This window comes from Bradyrhizobium macuxiense (genome assembly GCF_007993935.1).
Classification (GTDB): Bacteria; Pseudomonadota; Alphaproteobacteria; order Rhizobiales; family Xanthobacteraceae; genus Bradyrhizobium; species Bradyrhizobium macuxiense_A.
In genome coordinates this window covers 267,787-285,271 of record NZ_VITY01000001.1, presented here as the reverse complement: position 1 = coordinate 285,271, position 17,485 = coordinate 267,787, and the positions used below count along the sequence as shown (strand labels likewise).

Annotated in this window: 14 protein-coding genes; 6 read left to right on the top strand and 8 right to left on the bottom strand. The window is 65.6% G+C overall.

The window, feature by feature from the left end:
- The first annotated feature begins 103 nt into the window (after window positions 1–103).
- Genes FBZ93_RS01310 through FBZ93_RS01285 form a run of 6 tightly spaced genes read left to right on the top strand, consistent with a single transcriptional unit; the run spans window position 104 to window position 9,877 of the window.
- Window positions 104–1,342 carry an MdtA/MuxA family multidrug efflux RND transporter periplasmic adaptor subunit gene (locus tag FBZ93_RS01310; protein ID WP_246667322.1) on the top strand — a complete coding sequence of 413 codons (1,239 nt, stop codon included), beginning with the start codon at window positions 104–106 and terminating at the stop codon, window positions 1,340–1,342.
- Complete coding sequence (locus FBZ93_RS01305) at window positions 1,339–4,446, top strand: MdtB/MuxB family multidrug efflux RND transporter permease subunit (RefSeq protein ID WP_146984203.1); 3,108 nt, start codon at window positions 1,339–1,341, stop codon at window positions 4,444–4,446. Before FBZ93_RS01310 ends, FBZ93_RS01305 begins: the two co-directional genes overlap by 4 nt.
- Window positions 4,447–4,449: 3 nt before the next feature.
- A complete protein-coding gene (locus FBZ93_RS01300) occupies window positions 4,450–7,734 on the top strand; it encodes an efflux RND transporter permease subunit (protein WP_146984202.1) in 3,285 nt (1,094 codons plus the stop codon).
- Between the two features lie 33 nt (window positions 7,735–7,767).
- The gene (locus tag FBZ93_RS01295) at window positions 7,768–9,210 is read left to right on the top strand and encodes an efflux transporter outer membrane subunit (protein ID WP_146984201.1); all 1,443 of its coding nucleotides are present in this window, start codon (window positions 7,768–7,770) and stop codon (window positions 9,208–9,210) included.
- 8 nt (window positions 9,211–9,218) lie between these two features.
- Complete coding sequence (locus tag FBZ93_RS01290) at window positions 9,219–9,527, top strand: hypothetical protein (RefSeq protein WP_146984200.1); 309 nt, start codon at window positions 9,219–9,221, stop codon at window positions 9,525–9,527.
- An 11-nt stretch (window positions 9,528–9,538) separates the two neighbouring features.
- A complete protein-coding gene (locus FBZ93_RS01285) occupies window positions 9,539–9,877 on the top strand; it encodes a BA14K family protein (protein WP_246667321.1) in 339 nt (112 codons plus the stop codon).
- A 24-nt stretch (window positions 9,878–9,901) separates the two neighbouring features.
- On the opposite strand, the gene FBZ93_RS01280 is transcribed toward FBZ93_RS01285, so the two are convergent.
- From FBZ93_RS01280 to FBZ93_RS01245, 8 genes are all read right to left on the bottom strand, one after another.
- The gene (locus FBZ93_RS01280; protein ID WP_146984198.1) at window positions 9,902–10,579 is read right to left on the bottom strand and encodes a hypothetical protein; all 678 of its coding nucleotides are present in this window, start codon (window positions 10,577–10,579) and stop codon (window positions 9,902–9,904) included.
- 156 nt (window positions 10,580–10,735) lie between these two features.
- Window positions 10,736–11,827 carry a sensor histidine kinase gene (locus FBZ93_RS01275; protein ID WP_146984197.1) on the bottom strand — a complete coding sequence of 364 codons (1,092 nt, stop codon included), beginning with the start codon at window positions 11,825–11,827 and terminating at the stop codon, window positions 10,736–10,738.
- Window positions 11,824–12,264, bottom strand: a complete 441-nt coding sequence (locus FBZ93_RS01270) for a response regulator (protein WP_146984196.1) — start codon at window positions 12,262–12,264, stop codon at window positions 11,824–11,826. The genes FBZ93_RS01275 and FBZ93_RS01270 overlap by 4 nt, the downstream gene beginning before the upstream one ends.
- Window positions 12,261–13,790, bottom strand: a complete 1,530-nt coding sequence (locus tag FBZ93_RS01265) for a sensor histidine kinase (protein ID WP_146984195.1) — start codon at window positions 13,788–13,790, stop codon at window positions 12,261–12,263. Before FBZ93_RS01265 ends, FBZ93_RS01270 begins: the two co-directional genes overlap by 4 nt.
- A gap of 100 nt (window positions 13,791–13,890) precedes the next feature.
- Entirely contained in the window at window positions 13,891–15,249 is a 1,359-nt protein-coding gene (gene accC, locus FBZ93_RS01260) for an acetyl-CoA carboxylase biotin carboxylase subunit (protein WP_146984194.1), read from the bottom strand.
- 24 nt (window positions 15,250–15,273) lie between these two features.
- Window positions 15,274–15,777, bottom strand: a complete 504-nt coding sequence (gene accB, locus FBZ93_RS01255; protein ID WP_146984193.1) for an acetyl-CoA carboxylase biotin carboxyl carrier protein — start codon at window positions 15,775–15,777, stop codon at window positions 15,274–15,276.
- A 52-nt stretch (window positions 15,778–15,829) separates the two neighbouring features.
- Window positions 15,830–16,303, bottom strand: a complete 474-nt coding sequence (gene aroQ / locus FBZ93_RS01250) for a type II 3-dehydroquinate dehydratase (RefSeq protein WP_146984192.1) — start codon at window positions 16,301–16,303, stop codon at window positions 15,830–15,832.
- A 344-nt stretch (window positions 16,304–16,647) separates the two neighbouring features.
- Window positions 16,648–17,469 (bottom strand): DUF1236 domain-containing protein, encoded by an 822-nt coding sequence (locus tag FBZ93_RS01245; RefSeq protein WP_146984191.1) that lies wholly within the window; start codon window positions 17,467–17,469, stop codon window positions 16,648–16,650.
- Window positions 17,470–17,485 lie beyond the last annotated feature (16 nt).

Genomic DNA, 17,485 nt, shown 5'->3' with positions numbered 1-17,485 from the left:
CGTGGGCAAGTTTATGGACCAGCATATCAAAGACCCGTCGATCGTCGCACCTGGACCAGTCAGGCGAGCGTCGCGTTGGCCGGGGTTTCTGACGGGATGTGTGGTGCTGGCGGTCCTGGCCGGCATCGTCTGGTGGACGCGGCAGCAGGCCGCGCCGCCGCAGGCCGGTGGCGGGCGCAATGCCGGGCCGATGTCGATCGTGCCGGAGACCGTCGGCAAGGGCGATATCGGCGTCAGCCTCAACGCCCTCGGCACCGTGACGTCGCTCGCGACCGTGACGATCAGGAGCCAGATCAGCGGCTACCTGATGAAGATCGATTTCAAGGAGGGCGACGAGGTCAAGAAGGGTGACCTGATCGCCGAGATCGATTCGCGTCCCTATGAGGCGACGCTGGCGCAGGCCAAGGGCACCCTTGCGCGCGACGAGGCTCAGCTCAAGGGCGCCCAGGTCGATCTCACGCGCTACCAGGGCCTCGCCACCCAGAACGCCGTGCCGCATCAGACGCTCGATACCCAGGTCGCGCTGGTCGCGCAGTATCAAGGCACGGTGGAAGCCGACCGCGCCTCGGTGAAATCAGCCGAGGTGAATTTGGCGTATTGCCGCATCGTCTCGCCGATCAACGGGCGGGTCGGGCTGCGCCAGGTCGACCTCGGCAACTATGTGACGCCGGGCGACACCAATGGCCTCGTCGTGATCACGCAGCTCGAGCCGATCAGCGTGTTGTTCACGCTGCCGGAGGACAATCTGCAGGCGGTCGCGAAGCGGTTGAGGGAGGGCGCGGTGCTGCCGACAGCGGCCTATGACCGCAGCGGCGCCAACAAGCTCGCCGAAGGATCGCTGCAGACCTTCGACAGCCAGATCGACGCGACCACCGGCACGATCAAGCTGCGCGCCCAGTTCGAGAACGACAAGCGCACGCTGTATCCGAACCAGTTCGTCAACATCCGCCTGCTGCTCGACACCCACAAGGATGCCACGACGATGTCGACCGCCGGCATCCAGCGCGGCGTTCCCGGCACCTTCGTCTATCTCGTCAACGCCGACAGCACGGTCTCGGTGCGGCCGGTCAAGCTCGGGGTCACCGACGGCGACCGCGTCGAGGTGCTGTCGGGGCTCACGTCCGGCGATCGCATCGTGATCGACGGCGCCGACAAGCTGCGCGAGGGCGCGAAGGTGGTGGTGCGCTCCGCCACCGAGGCCGCAAACCCGGCCAGTGCGGCCAAAGGTGAGGCAAAGGGCGCGGCAAACGGGGCTGCGAAGGGCGATAGCAAGGGCGGCGCCGATCCCGACAAGGCGGGAGGCGGCCAGCACAAGCGGTCCGAGGACGGGCAGACCAAATGAACCCGTCGCGGCCATTCATCCTGCGGCCGGTGGCGACGACCCTGATGATGATCGCCATCATGCTGTCGGGCATGCTGGCGTTCAGATTCCTGCCCGTCGCGGCGTTGCCGGAGGTCGACTATCCGACCATCCAGGTGCAGACCTTCTATCCCGGCGCCAGCCCCGACGTGATGACCTCGTCGGTGACCGCGCCGCTCGAGGTGCAGTTCGGCCAGATGCCGAATCTGAATCAGATGAGCTCGGTAAGCTCGGCCGGCTCGTCTGTCATCACGCTGCAGTTCGGCCTGTCGATCTCGCTCGACGTTGCCGAACAGGAGGTGCAAGCCGCGATCAATGCAGCGGGCAATCTGTTGCCGTCGGACCTGCCGGCGCCGCCGATCTACGCCAAGGTCAATCCGGCTGACGCGCCGATCCTCACCCTCGGCCTGACCTCGAAGACCATGCCGCTGACCCAGGTGCAGGACTTCGTCGACACGCGGCTGGCGCAGAAGATCTCGCAGCTACCCGGCGTCGGCCTCGTCAGCATCAGCGGCGGCCAGCGGCCCGCGGTGCGCATCCAGGCCGACATCCGCAAGCTCGCGGCCTATGGCCTCAACATCGACGATCTCCGCACCACGCTCGGCAACGCCAACGTCAATACGCCGAAGGGCAATTTCGACGGCGCGATGCGCGCCTATACCATCAATGCCAACGACCAGATCCGCAATGCCAGCGACTACCGCTCGCTGATCATCGCCTACAAGAACGGCTCGCCGGTCCGCCTCAGCGACGTCGGCAACGTCGTCGACGGCGCGCAGAACGACAAGCTCGGCGCCTGGATGAACGAGACGCCGGCGATCATCCTCAATATCCAGCGCCAGCCCGGCGCCAACGTGATCTCGGTCGTTCAAGGCATCAAGGACCTGCTGCCGCAGCTGCAGGCAACGCTGCCGGCCGCGATCGACCTCAATATCCTGACCGACCGCACCGTCACGATCCGGGCCTCGGTCCGCGACGTCGAATACGAGCTGTCGCTTGCCGTGGTCCTGGTCGTGCTTGTCATCTTCGTGTTCCTGCGCTCGACCCGCGCCACGCTGATCCCGAGCTTGTCGGTGCCGCTGTCGCTGGTCGGTACGCTCGGTGCGATGTATCTGTTCGGCTTCAGCCTGAACAATCTGTCGCTGATGGCGCTGACGATCGCGACCGGCTTCGTGGTCGACGACGCCATCGTCGTGATCGAGAACATCTCGCGCTACATCGAGGAGGGCGAGTCGCCGCTGGAAGCCGCGCTGCGCGGCTCCGAGCAGATCGGCTTCACCATCATCTCGTTGACGGTGTCGCTGATCGCGGTGCTGATCCCGCTGCTGTTCATGGGCGACGTCGTCGGCCGCCTGTTCCGCGAGTTCGCGATCACGCTGTCGGTCACCATCCTGATCTCCGCCGTGGTGTCGCTGACGCTGGTGCCGATGGCCTGCGCAAAGCTGCTGAAGCCGGAGGCCATGTCGCGCGAAAACACCTTCCAGCGGCTCAGCCGGGAAGGCTTCGACTATGTCATCGCGATCTACGCCCGGATGCTCAACTGGGTGCTGGATCGCCAGACGTTCGTGCTGCTGATCGCGCTCGCCACATTCGGGCTGACGGCGCTGCTCTATGTCGTCATCCCCAAGGGCTTCTTTCCGGTGCAGGACACCGGCGTGATCCAGGCGATCTCGGAGGCGCCGCAATCGGTGTCCTACGCGGCCATGGCCGAGCGCCAGCAGCGGCTCGCCAGCGCGATCCTGAAGGACCCTGACGTCGAGAGCCTGTCGTCCTTCATCGGGGTCGACGGCACCAACACCACGCTCAACAGCGGCCGCATCCTGGTCAATTTGAAGCCGCATGAGCAGCGCAAGGCCGGCGTCCTGACCATCATGGATCGGATCAAGGCCAGCACGGCTGATCTGACCGGCATCACGCTCTACATGCAGCCGGTCCAGGATCTCACCATCGAAGGCACGGTCAGCCGCACGCAGTACCAGTTCATCCTGCAGGACGCCGATCCGAACGAGCTCGCGGAATGGACGCCGAAGTTGGTCGACAAGCTGAGGCAATTGCCTCAATTGAGCGACGTCACCAGCGATATCTCGGCGCAGGGGCTTTCGGTGTTCGTGGACATCGACCGCGACCAGGCCGCGCGGTTCGGCATCACGCCGGCGACGATCGACAACGCGCTGTACGATTCCTACGGCCAGCGCATCGTCTCCACCGTGTTCACCAATTCAAACCAGTATCGCGTCATCCTCGAGGCCGACCCGTCGCTGCAAAATTCGCTGGACGCGCTGTCGTCGATCTATTTGCCGTCATCGGTCGGCTCGACGCCGGTGCCGCTGTCGGTCATGGCCAAGATGCGGGTGGAGACCGCGCCGCTGCAGGTCTCGCATCTCGGCCAGTTCCCGTCGGCAACCGTCTCGTTCAATCTCGCGCCCGGCGCCTCGCTCGGCAGCGCGGTGACGGCGATCAAGCAGGCGCAGGCCGACATCAACCAGCCGCTCGGCATGATCACGAGCTTCCAGGGCGCGGCGCTGGCGTTCCAGTCCTCGCTGTCCAACCAGCTGTTCCTGATCCTCGCCGCGATCATCACGGTCTATATCGTGCTCGGCGTGCTCTATGAGAGCTTCATCCACCCGCTGACCATCCTCTCGACGCTGCCGTCGGCCGGCATCGGCGCGCTGCTGGCGTTGATGATGGCCGGGCAGGACCTCACCATCATCGCGATCATCGGCATCATCCTCCTGATCGGCATCGTGAAGAAGAACGCGATCATGATGATCGACTTCGCGCTCGATGCCGAGCGCAACGAGGGCAAGCCGCCGCGGGAGGCGATCTACCAGGCCTGCCTGCTGCGGTTCCGGCCGATCATCATGACGACGATGGCCGCCGTGCTCGGCGCGCTGCCGCTGATGATCGGCAGCGGCGCGGGCTCCGAGCTGCGGCATCCGCTCGGCGTCTCCATCGTCGGCGGCCTCCTGGTGAGCCAGCTGCTGACGCTGTTCACGACGCCGGTGATCTATCTCTGGTTCGATCGCCTCGCGCTGCGGTTTGCCGGGCGGGCGGACGAGGTCGGCGAGGCGAGCGGGTCGCGTTGAGCCATGGATCCGTCAACGCCCTTCATCCGCCGGCCGGTCGCAACCACGCTGCTGACCTTCGGACTCGCGGCGGCCGGCATTGTCGCGTTCTTCAAATTGCCGGTCTCGCCGCTGCCGCAGGTGGATTTTCCGACCATCTCGGTGCAGGCGACGCTGCCCGGCGCCAGCCCGCAGGACGTCGCGACCACGGTCGCAAGCCCGCTTGAGCGGCATCTCGGCCAGATCGCCGATGTGACGGAGATGACGTCGTCGAGTTCGGTCGGCTCCACCCGGATCACCCTGCAGTTCGGCCTGAACCGCGACATCAACGGCGCGGCGCGGGACGTGCAGGCCGCGATCAACGCGGCGCGCGCCGATCTGCCGACCAGCCTGCGCAGCAACCCGACCTACCGCAAGGTCAACCCGGCTGACGCGCCGATCCTGATCCTGACGCTGACGTCGGATACGCTGACCCGCGGCGATCTCTACGATGCCGCGTCCACAGTGCTGGCGCAGAAGCTGTCGCAGGTCGAGGGCATCGGCGAGGTGGTGGTGGGCGGCAGCTCGCTGCCCGCCGTGCGCGTCGATCTGGTCCCGCAGACGCTCTACAAATACGGCATCGGCCTGGAAGACGTTCGCGCGGCGCTGTCGAGCGCCAACGCCCACAGTCCGAAGGGCGGCATCGACGTCGGCGACCAGCGCTTCCAGGTCTATGCCAACGATCAGGCCAACAAGGCCGACGACTACAAGTCGCTGATCGTGGCCTACCGCAACGGCGCGCCGGTTCACCTCTCCGATGTCGGCGAGGTGACCGACGGGGTCGAGAATTTGCGCAATGCCGGGCTCGCCAACGGCAAGCCCGCGGTGCTGATCATCCTCTACCGGCAGCCGAACGCCAACATCATCTCGACCGTCGACCTGGTGAAGGGGCTGATGCCGCAGTTGCAGGCGTCGGTGTCGCCGGCGATCGACATCGGCCTTGCGGTCGACCGCTCGACCACCATCCGCACCTCGCTGCGCGACGTGGAACGCACGCTGGTTCTGGCGGTGCTGCTGGTCATCATCGTGGTGTTCGCGTTCCTGCGCAATCTGCGCGCCACCTTCATTCCGGTGGTGGCGGTGTCGGTGTCGCTGGTCGCGACCTTCGGGGCGATGTACCTGATCGGCTACAGCCTCGACAATCTGTCGCTGATGGCGCTGACGGTCGCGACCGGCTTCGTGGTCGACGACGCCATCGTGGTGCTGGAGAACGTCACCCGCTACATCGAGGAGGGCCTCAGCCCGCTCGAGGCGGCGCTGAAGGGCGCCAACGAGGTCGGCTTCACCGTGCTGTCGATGAGCATCTCGCTGATCGCGGTGTTCATCCCGATCCTGCTGATGGCCGGCATCGTCGGCCGGCTGTTCCGCGAATTCGCGATGACGATCTCGATCTCGATCCTGATCTCGCTCGCGATCTCGCTGGCGACGACGCCGATGATGTGTGCCGTGCTGCTCAGGCCGGACCGCGGCGGCCACGGCCGGCTCTATTGGGCCAGCGAGCGCTTCTTCGAGGCGATGCTGAATTTCTACCGCAGGACGCTGACCACCGCGCTTCAGCATCCGCTATCGGTGATGCTGATCCTGGCGGCGGTGTTCGGCCTCAACTTCTATCTCTACGACGTGATCCCGAAGGGCTTCTTCCCGCAGCAGGACACCGGGCGGCTGGTCGGCTCGATCCAGGCCGACCAGAGCGTATCGTTCCAGCTGATGCAGCAGAAGCTCGCGCAGTTCGTCGGCATCATCAAGCGCGATCCGGCGGTCGAGACGGTGGTCGGCTTCACCGGTGGCGGCCAGACCAATTCCGGCTTCGTGTTCGTCTCGCTGCGGCCGCTCGACCAGCGCAAGATCGGTGCCGACGGCGTGATCGCGCGGCTGCGCCGTGAAATGGCGGTGGTGCCCGGCGCCAGCCTGTTCCTGCAGGCGGTGCAGGACATCAGGGTCGGGGGCAGGGCCTCGAACGCGCAGTATCAGTACACGCTGCAGGGCTCGACGCTGGAGGAGCTCAACGACTGGACGCCGAGGATCGCGGCGGCCCTGCAGCGCGATCCGAACCTTGCCGACGTCAACAGCGACCAGCAGAACAAGGGCCTGGAATCCGACCTCGTGATCGACCGCGACGCCGCGGCGCGGCTCGGCATCACGGTGAGCCAGATCGACAACACCCTCTATGACGCGTTCGGCCAGCGCCAGGTGTCGACGATCTATGTCGCGCGCAACCAGTACCACGTCATCATGGAGGTCGCGCCGCGCTACTGGCAGAACCCGCAGACGCTGAAGGACGTCTACATCAGCACGTCGGGTGGATCGGTCGGCGGTTCGCAATCGACCAACGCGGTGGCCGGCACCGTGGTGGCGGCGGGAAGCTCGAGCGCGGCGAGTTCAGCCAATGCCCAGGCCGCGCGCAACCAGGCCACCAATTCGATCGGCGCGACCGGGAAGGGCGTGGCCTCGACCGGATCGGCCGTCTCGACCAATAGCGAGACCATGATCCCGCTGTCGGCGGTGGCGGCGTTCGGGCAGGGCGCGACGCCGCTTGCGGTCAATCACCAGGGCCTCCTGGTCGCCAACACCATCTCGTTCAATCTGCCGCCGAACGTATCGCTGAGCACCGCGGTCGCCAGCATCGAGGCGACCATGAACCGGATCGGCGTGCCGGCCACGATCCGCGGCACCTTCCAGGGTTCGGCGAAGGCGTTCCAGGACTCGCTCAGCAACCAGCCGTTCCTGATCCTGGCGGCGATCGTCACGATCTACATCGTGCTCGGCGTGCTTTATGAGAGCTACGTCCATCCGCTGACCATCTTGTCCACACTGCCCTCGGCAGGTGTGGGCGCCTTGCTGGCGCTGATGGCATTCAAGACCGAGTTCAGTATCATGGCGCTGATTGGCGTCATCCTGCTGATCGGTATCGTGAAGAAGAACGCCATCATGATGATCGACTTTGCGCTGGAGGCGGAACGCAAGCGCGGGCTGGAGCCGCTCGAGGCGATCAGGGAGGCCTGCCTGCTGCGCTTCCGTCCGATCATGATGACGACGATGGCCGCGCTGCTCGGCGCGGTGCCGCTTGCGATCGGCATGGGCGACGGCGGCGAGCTGCGGCAGCCGCTCGGCATCGCCATCGTCGGCGGCCTGATCCTGAGCCAGGTTCTGACGCTCTACACGACGCCGGTCATCTACCTCTATCTCGACCGGTTACGCCTGTGGGCCCAGCGTGTCCGCCACGACGGCGCGATGCGGATGCCGGGCTCCTCACTTCAACCGGGCGAGTAAATGCCGACAGGTGCAGCGTTGCGAAATCTTCAGATGATGCGGAAACCGGCCCGGTTTCTGCGCGTGGCGGCGTTCGGCGGCCTCAGCCTTGGTTTGTCCGGGTGCGTCCCCGGGGTCGAGAAGCCCGAGCTCAGCCTCGAAGTGCCGGCGAGCTATCGCGCCGCCGCCAAGGGCGATGCCGACGCGGCCGTTCCGGCGCTGGCCTGGTGGCGCGGCTTCCGCTCGCCCGAGCTGACCGGGCTGATGGAATCCGCGCAGCTCTACAATCTCGATATCGCCGTTGCGATCGCCCAGATCGTGCAGGCCGATGCGCAGGTCGGCGTGTCCGGCGCCGCGCTGCTGCCGTCGATTTCCGGATCGGCGAATGCCGAGCGTCAAAAGGTAGCGACGGGATCGAATTCGTTGCTCGGCGGCAGCAGCGGGACGTTCTCGCAGTACAGCCTGGGGCTGAGCGCGAGCTATATCGTGGATTTCTGGGGCAAGAACCGCGCGACGTTGTCGGCGTCGGAGGAAAGCGCGACGGTCGCCCGCTACAATCGCGAGGTGGTCGCGCTAAGCACGATGGCGACCGTTGCCAACACCTATTTCCAGCTGCTGGCAGCGCAAGACCAGATCAAGGTCACCAAGCGGAATCTGGCGGCGGCCGAGCGCATCCTTGCGCTGATCAAGTCGCAGTTCGCCGGCGGCACCGCCTCGCAGCTCGATCTGTCGCAGCAGGAGGCGTTGGTCGCGACGCAGCGCGCGGCGATCCCGCCGCTCGAGGTGACGGTCGGGCAGAACATGGCCGCGCTCGCCCTGCTGGTGGCGCGCGCGCCGGCCGATTTCCAGGTGCGCGGCGGCTCCACGACGCAGATTGCGGTGCCGCGCGTGACGCCCGGGATGCCGTCGGAATTGCTCTACCAGCGGCCTGACATTCGTCAGGCCGAGGCGCAGCTCGCATCTTCCAATTTCAGCGTCGATGCGGCGCGCGCGGCGTTCTTTCCGCAGATCCAGCTGACCGGCACCACGGGCTTCCAGAGCGCGGTGCTGGCCTCGCTGTTCGCGCCGGGCGCCTGGTACTACACGCTGGCCGCCGGGCTGACCCAGCCGCTGTTCGACGGCTTCCTGCTGGAGAGCCAGCTCAAGCTCGCCAAGGGCCAGCAATTGCAAAACCTGCAGGCCTATCGCAAGGCGGTGCTGTCGGCCTTCGCCGACGTCGAGAAGGCGCTGATCGCGTTGCAGAAGTATACGTTGCAGGAGCGTCTGCAGTCCGACGTCGTGGCGGCGTCGCGCAAGGCGTTCGAGGTTGCCGAGACACAGCTGCGCGGCGGCACGGTCAACCTCATCACGGTGCTGCAGGCGCAGCAGACGCTGTTCACGGCCGAAAACAATCTGGTCACGGTGCGACTCAATAAGCTGCTGGCGGCGAGCAGCCTGTTCCAGGCGCTCGGCGGCGGCTGGACGCCGGCCGGCACGCTTGCGGCGGCAGTGCCATGAGGTCGATCATGCAGCGGTTCGTGACGTCATTCGCTATTGCCCTCATCACGCTGGGCGCGTCGGCTGGCTTGGCCCGCGCGCAGCAGCGGCCGCCCAACAGCGTTCCGCTGGCGTTCGGCATGAGCGCCGACCAGGCCAGCCAGTCGCTCGGCGTTGCCCTGAACTACGTGCGCGGCACGCCGGGCAATGAATTGTTCGTCGCGCTGCCCAATGTCAGGGGCAGCGTGCTGTCGCGGCGCAGCGACGGGCTCTATCTGCAATTCGGCAAGGGACGCCTGATCGCCTGGAAGGGCGATTGGGGGACCAATCCGCCATGAGGATCTCGGCCATGACCGCCAGCAGGGCATTGCTCGCCTGCGCCGCCGTCGCGCTCAGCACGGCTGCCGTATCGGCCCAGGACTTCGCGCCGCAGCGGCCGCTGCGCTACGGCAGCACGGGCGGCGCGTATTTCGACGGCAGGAATGACGACCGCGACTTCCGCAGCAATGGGTCGTTTCCGGGCAGCTTCGCCGCCGATCCCTTCAGCGCGGGCTTCGGCGCGGCCGGTCTGTTCGGCTCGACGCCATATCACTCGGTGCGGCCGTATCCGTCGCAGGTGATCTTCGGTGCACCGTGCCGGGATTGCCGCCCGCATCATCAGCGGCGGCAGCGCGATCGGCCTGATTGAGCTGCGCGGGAAGGGCCTGCGCCGTTAGCCCTTGCGGAGGAGGTCTTCGATGATGCGAGGCTTCATCCAGCCGGCCTTGTCGATAATCTCCTGGCGCAGGGCGTCCCTTTCCATCTCATATTGCTCGTGCGCGACGTTGCGGCCACCGCCGGCAGGGATGCCGAATGCCGTGAGCAGGGCGTCGTGCCGCGCCTTCCAGCCGATCACATGCTCGGTCATCGCTTGCGTCACCGCCGGGAGAAAGCCCGGATGGCCTGCCAGGCCGCATGTCTGCGTGGTCTGCGGATCTGACGCCAGCATGATCACGTTCCATTCGTCGTAGCCGATCAGATCCATCTGCGCGTAGAGAAACGCGCCGTGCGGCCCGTCCCAGATCTTGTGATCGATGACCAGGAACGGCACCGCCTGGCAGTGGCCGTGCTGTGCTTTCATGTCGCGATTGAACGCTTCGGTGCGCTCCTGCAGCCGCTGGTTGGCCGCAGCGAATACGGCGAGGCGATTGTCGGCGGTCGGCGCGTTGCCGCGTTCGTCATCCGGCGCGAAACCTGCATCGCGCAGCATCGATCCGATCCGCGGATCATCCCACTGCCTCTTGTGAAAAGCAGGTGCCGCGCCATCGGCATCCGGCGCCGGACGTGACGCCTCCTTGAGCCCGCCCAAGGTCTCCTGCTTCTTTCCGAACTCCACCCTGCGCCCGAACATCGCGTGCCGTTCCTGCCAAGTTGGGGGAAAAGCATGGCAAACAATGCCCAGATTTGTCTTAACCGGCCGGGTCAGCTTGCCGCGATCGAACGACAGGGTGATGCGGCCGTTAAGGCGAATGCGAAAAATCGATCGATCCGGCGGCGGCCGTCTGGTCTAGCTGGCGGCAGCACTGGTCGATTTCGCCGGCGCCGGGGTGACGCGGGCGAACCGCACCACGAAGCGGGTGCCGCTGTGGTCGGGGTCGCGCTCGACGCTGGCGTCGAGCTTGCCGGCCATCGCTGCGACGATGCGCTGGCCCATGCCGGTGCCGCGCGGATCGGCCTTGTCGTCGAAACCGACGCCTTCATCGCTGATCGCGAGCTGCAGGTCGTCGCCCTGCGGCTTGAGCTCGACATGGATCGGGCCGGCGCCGTCGGGATAGGCGTATTTCACGGCGTTCATCACCAGTTCGTTGACGATGATGCCGATCGCGACCGCGCGGTCGGGATCGATCTCGACCGGGGCGGCCTTCAGCGTCAGCCGCGACATCTTGTTGCCCTCGGCCGAGCGCCTGAGATCCTCGAGCAGCGCTTCGAGATACTGGTTGAGCATCACGGTCTTGAAGTCGTGCGAGGTGTAGAGGCGGCGGTGCACCTGCGCGACGGCGGCGACGCGGCCCATCGCGTTGGTGAGCGCCGCCTTGACGTCCTGCTGGCTCGCTGAATTGGCCTGCAGGTGCAGCAGCGAGGCGATGATCTGCAGCGAATTGCCGACTCTGTGGTTGACCTCGCGCAGCAGCACCTCGCGCTCGGCGGCGAGCGCGGCATACCGGTCGCGCGAGGCGTGCACCTCGGCCTCGGCCTCGTCGCGCGCTTTCTGGATCGCCGCCCGCCGCACCGCGCCGTTCACTGCGACCTGGAGCAGCGGGATGAATTCGCCCCTGACGTCCTTGACCAGATAGTCCGCGGCGCCGGCCTTCAGCGCGGTGACGGCAATCGCCGAATCCTGCGAGGCGGTGACGAACACCACCGGCGGGGCGTCCGGAATCGTGAGGATCTGCTCCAGCGTCTCCAGCCCGTCGAGGCCGGGCATGTACTGGTCGAGCGCGACGACGTCGATGCCGCCCTGGGCGAGCCGGTCGAGACCGTCCTGGCCGCTCGCGGCGTGCACGACCTTGTAGCCCGCGCGAGTCAGCCCGCGTTCGACCAGGCGCGCCAGCGCCGCGTCGTCGTCGATATAGAGCAGTGTCGGCGTTGCGCTGGTCATACGGAAGCTGGCGGCACCTGAATCACGGAAAAGAACAGGCCAAGCTGGCGAATGGCGTTGGCAAAGCTCTCGTAGTTCACCGGCTTGGTGATGTAGACGTTGCAACCGAGTTCGTAGCAACGCTTGATCTCCTGGGAATCGTCGGTCGTGGTCAGCACGACCACCGGCGTCGACTTGAGATACTTGTTCTCCTTGACCCGCTTCAGAATGTCGATGCCGGTCATGTCAGGCAGATTGAGATCAAGCAGGATGAGCAGGGCATGGCCCTTGCGCTCGACCGCGCTGCCATCCTTGCCGAACAGGTAGTTCACGGCCGCTGTACCGTTGGTGAACGGAATGATCTCATTGTTGACACCTGAGCGCCGGATATTCCGCTCAATCAGGCGGGCATGGCCCTCGTCGTCCTCGATCATGATGATGGTGACTGGATCGCTCATGATGCTTTGTCCCGGTTCCTGCCTGACCATTTGATAGGCAGCGTGATCGTGAACGTGCTGCCGCTGTGAAGTTCCGACGCTACCGACATGGTGCCGCCCAGTCTGCGCACAAGTGCGCGGACATGTGCAAGCCCGATGCCCTGACCAGGCTTGTCCTGGGTTCCGGCGCGGCGGAACAAATCGAAGATGCGCTGATGGTCCTTCGGATCGATGCCGCGGCCGTTGTCCGTGACCTCGAAGATCGCAAAGCCGAGCTTGGTGCGGCCCTGGATCGCGATCTCGCCGGGGACGCCCTCCTTGAGGTACTTGAGTGCGTTGTCGATCAGGTTGGAGAAGATCTGTTCCAGCGCGAGGCGGTCGCTGACGATATTCGGCAACGTGCCGACCGCGACGGTCGCATTGGCCTCGGCTGCCTGGTGCGCGACGGTCTTGACGATGCCGTCGATCAGCTCGCGGAGATCGATCCGCTCCGGCTTGAACTCGCGGCGGCCCTCGCGGGTGAGATTGAGGATCGCGCTGATCAGGCGATCCATCTTGGCGATCGACGATTTGATGAAGCCGAGCGATTCGTTGAAATCGTCGGACAGCTGCTTGTCGGAGCCCTCGAGCTCGGGCTCGGCGACGTCGGTCGCGTCTTCCGGCATCGCCGGTGCCAGCGACGCAGTGCGATTGAGTGTGGCGATGCGCTTGAAGATGTCGCCGCGCAACTCCTCCAGCTCGCTGGTGAAGCCCATGATGTTGACCAGGGGCGAGCGCAAATCGTGGCTGACGATATAGGCGAAGCGCTGGATTTCCTCGTTGGCCTCGCGCAGGTCGGAGGTCCGCTCGTCGACGATGGTTTCGAGATTGACGTTGCTGTCGCGCAGCCTGGCCTCGGCCTCGTCGCGCGCCCGCGACGATTGCCGCAGCAGCACCACCGAGAGGGCGGCGAGCGCGAGCACCATGCAGGAGCCGGCGATGGTGACCGAGGAGGCCAGCACCTGGGTCCGGTCCGCGGTCGCGGTGCGCGCCGCCAGCAGGCGATCCTCCTCGGTGCGCATGTCGCGGCCGATCCGGGCGATCGCCTCCAGCGCATCGGTCGATGTGGGCTTGCGCAGGACGTCGACGCTGGTCGCGGTGTCGTTGTTCCCAACGCGCTCGATGCTGAGGGCGAACTCGGCCAGCCGCTGCTCGACCGCGGCCTTGAGCCTCGCGGCATTGGCGACCTGCACCGGATTATCGACGGTCATCATCTGGAGATGGCCGAGCGCGGCCGGGAGTCCCGCCGCAGCCGACTGGTACTCGGACAGGTATTGTGGTGCAGACGTCAGCAGATACGCTCTGGTGGCGCTTTCGGCGCGCCTGATGTCGACCAGCAGGCTGGCAACCTGGCCCTCGACCTCGACCGTGTGGACGACCAGGGCGTTGTCCTCGCGCGCCTTGTTGACCAGCAGGACGGACGCCACGCTGACCGCAACCAGCACGAAAAATCCCGCCGACAGCAGGACGATCTGCAACGTGGATCGGCGTCGTGAAACTTGCGTCACGCCGGTCTCTTTGCGGGAGTGGGATTCAATGCGTCCCCGTGGAAAGCCAATAACCCTTTAGTACGCTTGAACAGGGTCCTGGGTTCCACCAAGTTCCAAACTATTTCGGGACGTCGGACGGCTGGCCGGCGAGATACTGCTCCAGCCAGTGGATGTGATAGTCGCCCTCGATGATGTCGGGCTCGCGCACCAGTGCGCGGAACAGCGGCAGCGTCGTCTCGATCCCGTCGACCACCATCTCATCGAGCGCCCGGCGCAGCCGCATTAGGCATTCGCCGCGGGTCTTGCCGTGCACGATCAGCTTGCCGACCAGCGAGTCGTAATAGGGCGGGATCACGTAGCCCTGATAGACCGCGGAATCGATCCGCACGCCGAGGCCGCCCGGCGGATGGAATTGCGTGATCCGTCCGGGCGAGGGACGGAAGGTCTGCGGGTTCTCCGCATTGATGCGGCACTCGATGGCGTGGCCGATGATCGCGATGTCGTTCTGCTTGGCCGGCAGGTCGCCGCCGGCGGCAATCCGGATCTGCTCCAGCACCAGATCGATGTCGGTGATGCTTTCGGTGACCGGATGCTCGACCTGGATGCGGGTGTTCATTTCGATGAAATAGAACTCGCCGTCCTCGTAGAGAAATTCGATGGTGCCGACGCCGAGATACTTCATATCCCGCATCGCCTTGGCGCAGGTCTCGCCGATCCTGGCGCGAGCGGCTGCCGCGAGCACGGGCGAGGGGCCTTCCTCCCAGACCTTCTGGTGACGGCGCTGCAGCGAGCAGTCGCGCTCGCCGAGATGGATCGCGCCGCCGCGGCCGTCGCCGAGAATCTGGATCTCGATGTGGCGCGGCTTCTGCAGGTATTTCTCCAGATAGACCGAGGCGTCGCCGAACGCCGACTTGGCCTCGTTGGCCGCGGTCGACAGCGCCAGCGCGAGGTCGGCCTCGGTGTGGGCGACCTTCATGCCGCGGCCGCCGCCGCCGGCTGCCGCCTTCACCAGCACCGGGAAGCCGATATCCTTGCCGATGGCGAGCGCATCGGCCTCCGAGGTCACCGCGCCGTCCGAGCCGGGCACCACCGGGATGCCGAGACGCTTGGCGGTCTTCTTGGCCTCGATCTTGTCGCCCATCAGGCGGATGTGCTCGGCCTTCGGACCAATGAAGCCGAGATTGTGGTCGGCGAGGATCTCGGCGAAGCGCGCGTTCTCGGACAGGAAGCCGTAGCCGGGATGCACGGCGTCGGCGCCGGTGATCTCGCAGGCGGCAAGCAGCGCCGGCACGTTGAGATAGGAATCCTTCGACGGCGGCGGGCCGATGCACACGCTCTCGTCGGCGAGCCGCACATGCATGGCGTCGGCGTCGGCGGTGGAATGCACCGCGACGGTGGAGATGCCGAGCTCCTTGCAGGCGCGCAGCACGCGAAGCGCGATCTCGCCGCGATTGGCTATGAGGATCTTGTCGAACATCGCAGCGCCTGCCGTTGACGGAAGCTATTCAATGATGACGAGCGGCTCGCCGAATTCGACGGGCTGGCCGTCCTCGACGAGGATCTGCGTCACGGTGCCCGCGCGCGGCGACGGGATCTGGTTCATCGTCTTCATCGCCTCGATGATCAGAAGCGTCTGGCCGGCCGTGACCTTGGTGCCGACTTCAATGAACGGCTTGGCGCCCGGCTCGGGCGCCCAATAGGCGGTGCCGACCATCGGCGAGGGAACGGCGCCCGGGTGCTTTGCCAGATCGGTCGCACCGGCAACGGCTGCAGCCGGCACGGCCACGGCGGCCGGCGCGGCCACCGCGTGCACGGCGGTCGGCACCGATGCCGCGATGCTGATGTTGCGCGCGACACGGACGCGCAGGCCGGAACGCTCGATCTCGATCTCGGTGAGGTTGGTCTCGGCAAGCAGCAGCGCGAGTTCGCGAATGAGGACGCTGTCGTCGTTCTTCGACTCGCTCTTGGACTTTACGGCTGATTTGTCGTCTGGCTGGCGCGCCATGTTGTTTGATCCGAAATCTCTGTCTGGTGACGGGGAACGTCAGGATTGACGATTAAGTCTTTGCCTTTGCATCGATCTTGGCACCGATTTTGGTGGCAAGGCCGATGATCGCAAGCCGGTAGCCGTCGATGCCGAAGCCGCAAAGTGACGCGAAGGCGGCTTTAGCAGTGAACGAGTGGTCCCGGAAGCTCTCGCGGGCGTGGATGTTGCTGACATGGACCTCGACGGCAGGAATCCTGACCGCAACCAGCGCGTCATGCAGCGCGATCGAGGTATGGGAGTAACCGCCGGCATTGATGATGATGCCGACCGCCTTCTTGGCGTGGGCCTCATGGATGAAGTCGATCAGTTCGCCCTCGCGATTGGACTGCCGGCAGTCGGCGGTCAGGGCGAACTGGCGCGCGGTCTCCACGCACAGCTTCTCGACATCGGCGAGGGTGGCATGGCCATAGGTCTCCGGCTCGCGCGTCCCCAACAGGTTGAGGTTCGGGCCGTTCAGCACATAGATCGTTCCGGCAGCAGCCATTCCAAAAGATTCCTGCCAAGGGTTCCGGCCAAGAGGTCCGACAAAGGGTCCGAGGGGTTCCGACGAGGGGCGGAGTGGGCCGGGTTATAGGTAACAACCGGCCGCAGGGGAAGTCTTTAGGTGGAATCGGAACGTCTTCAACAGCTTCTCCCGGGCTGTTAGATAGCTGCCGTAACCTACGGAAATTACTGATTAACCAAACTTCGCGGAAGGCGCGGCGGGTGGCGCCCGGGGTCCGCCATCCACCGGTGACTGCGCATCGGGGGCGAGCGCAAAACCCCGCCCCTTGGAGGGACGGGGTTGGGATTGCGAGAGCCGTCTGGCACCCTCGCGTCGAGGCCGGCTTAGCCCTCGATGATGTAGACGATCTCGTGGGTCTCCGGCTGCACGATGATGTAGCGGCCCTTGACCAGGATGAAGTCATAACCGCGCCACTGCGGATAGATCGTCACGACCCGCTCCGGCAGCGGATAGAAGTGAACGTCAGCCGGGATGCGGGTGCCCACCGACACGTTGAAGTTCACGTTGGTGGTTTCGGTGACCTTCTCCGACTTGATCGCGGTCGAGATCTGGGTGCGCTTCTCGGCCGGCGGAGCCGCAGTGGCCGACGTCGCCGCGTTGCCGGTCGTGGTCTGGGTGCGGCTGGTGTCGTTGGTCTGGGCGCGGTTGGTGTCGGTCGGGCTCTTGGTCTGAGCGTTCTGGTTGGTCGTGGCGCCGCCCTTCTCGCGGCTCTCGGCGGCATTGTTCATCTTGCCGCTCTTGTCATGCTCCTCGGCCTTCATGTTGCCGCTCTTTTCGCGGCCCTCGGCCTTCATGTCCTTCGAGCTCTCCTTGCCCTTGGTGGCCTCGTTCTCCGAGCTCATGCCCTTCGGCTTCTGCGTGGTGTCCTGCGCGCCCTTGGCGGCGGCGCCGGACTTGTCGGACTCGGCGCCCTTCATGCCTTGGGAAGACTCACCGGTCGTCGAATGCTCGGAACCCTTCATGCCACCCGAATCGTGCTGCATCGTGCCCGACGACGCGCCACCTGACGGTGCAGAGTGCTGCGTGGTCGCGCCACCGCCGGCCCCGGATTCCTTGTTGGCGCCGCCGGCGCCCTGTGCATTCGCGAAACCGGTGCCGGCGAGCAAAGCCGCCGCAGCGACCGAAATCAGAAAGCGTTTAGACATCGAAATTCCTCCTCGT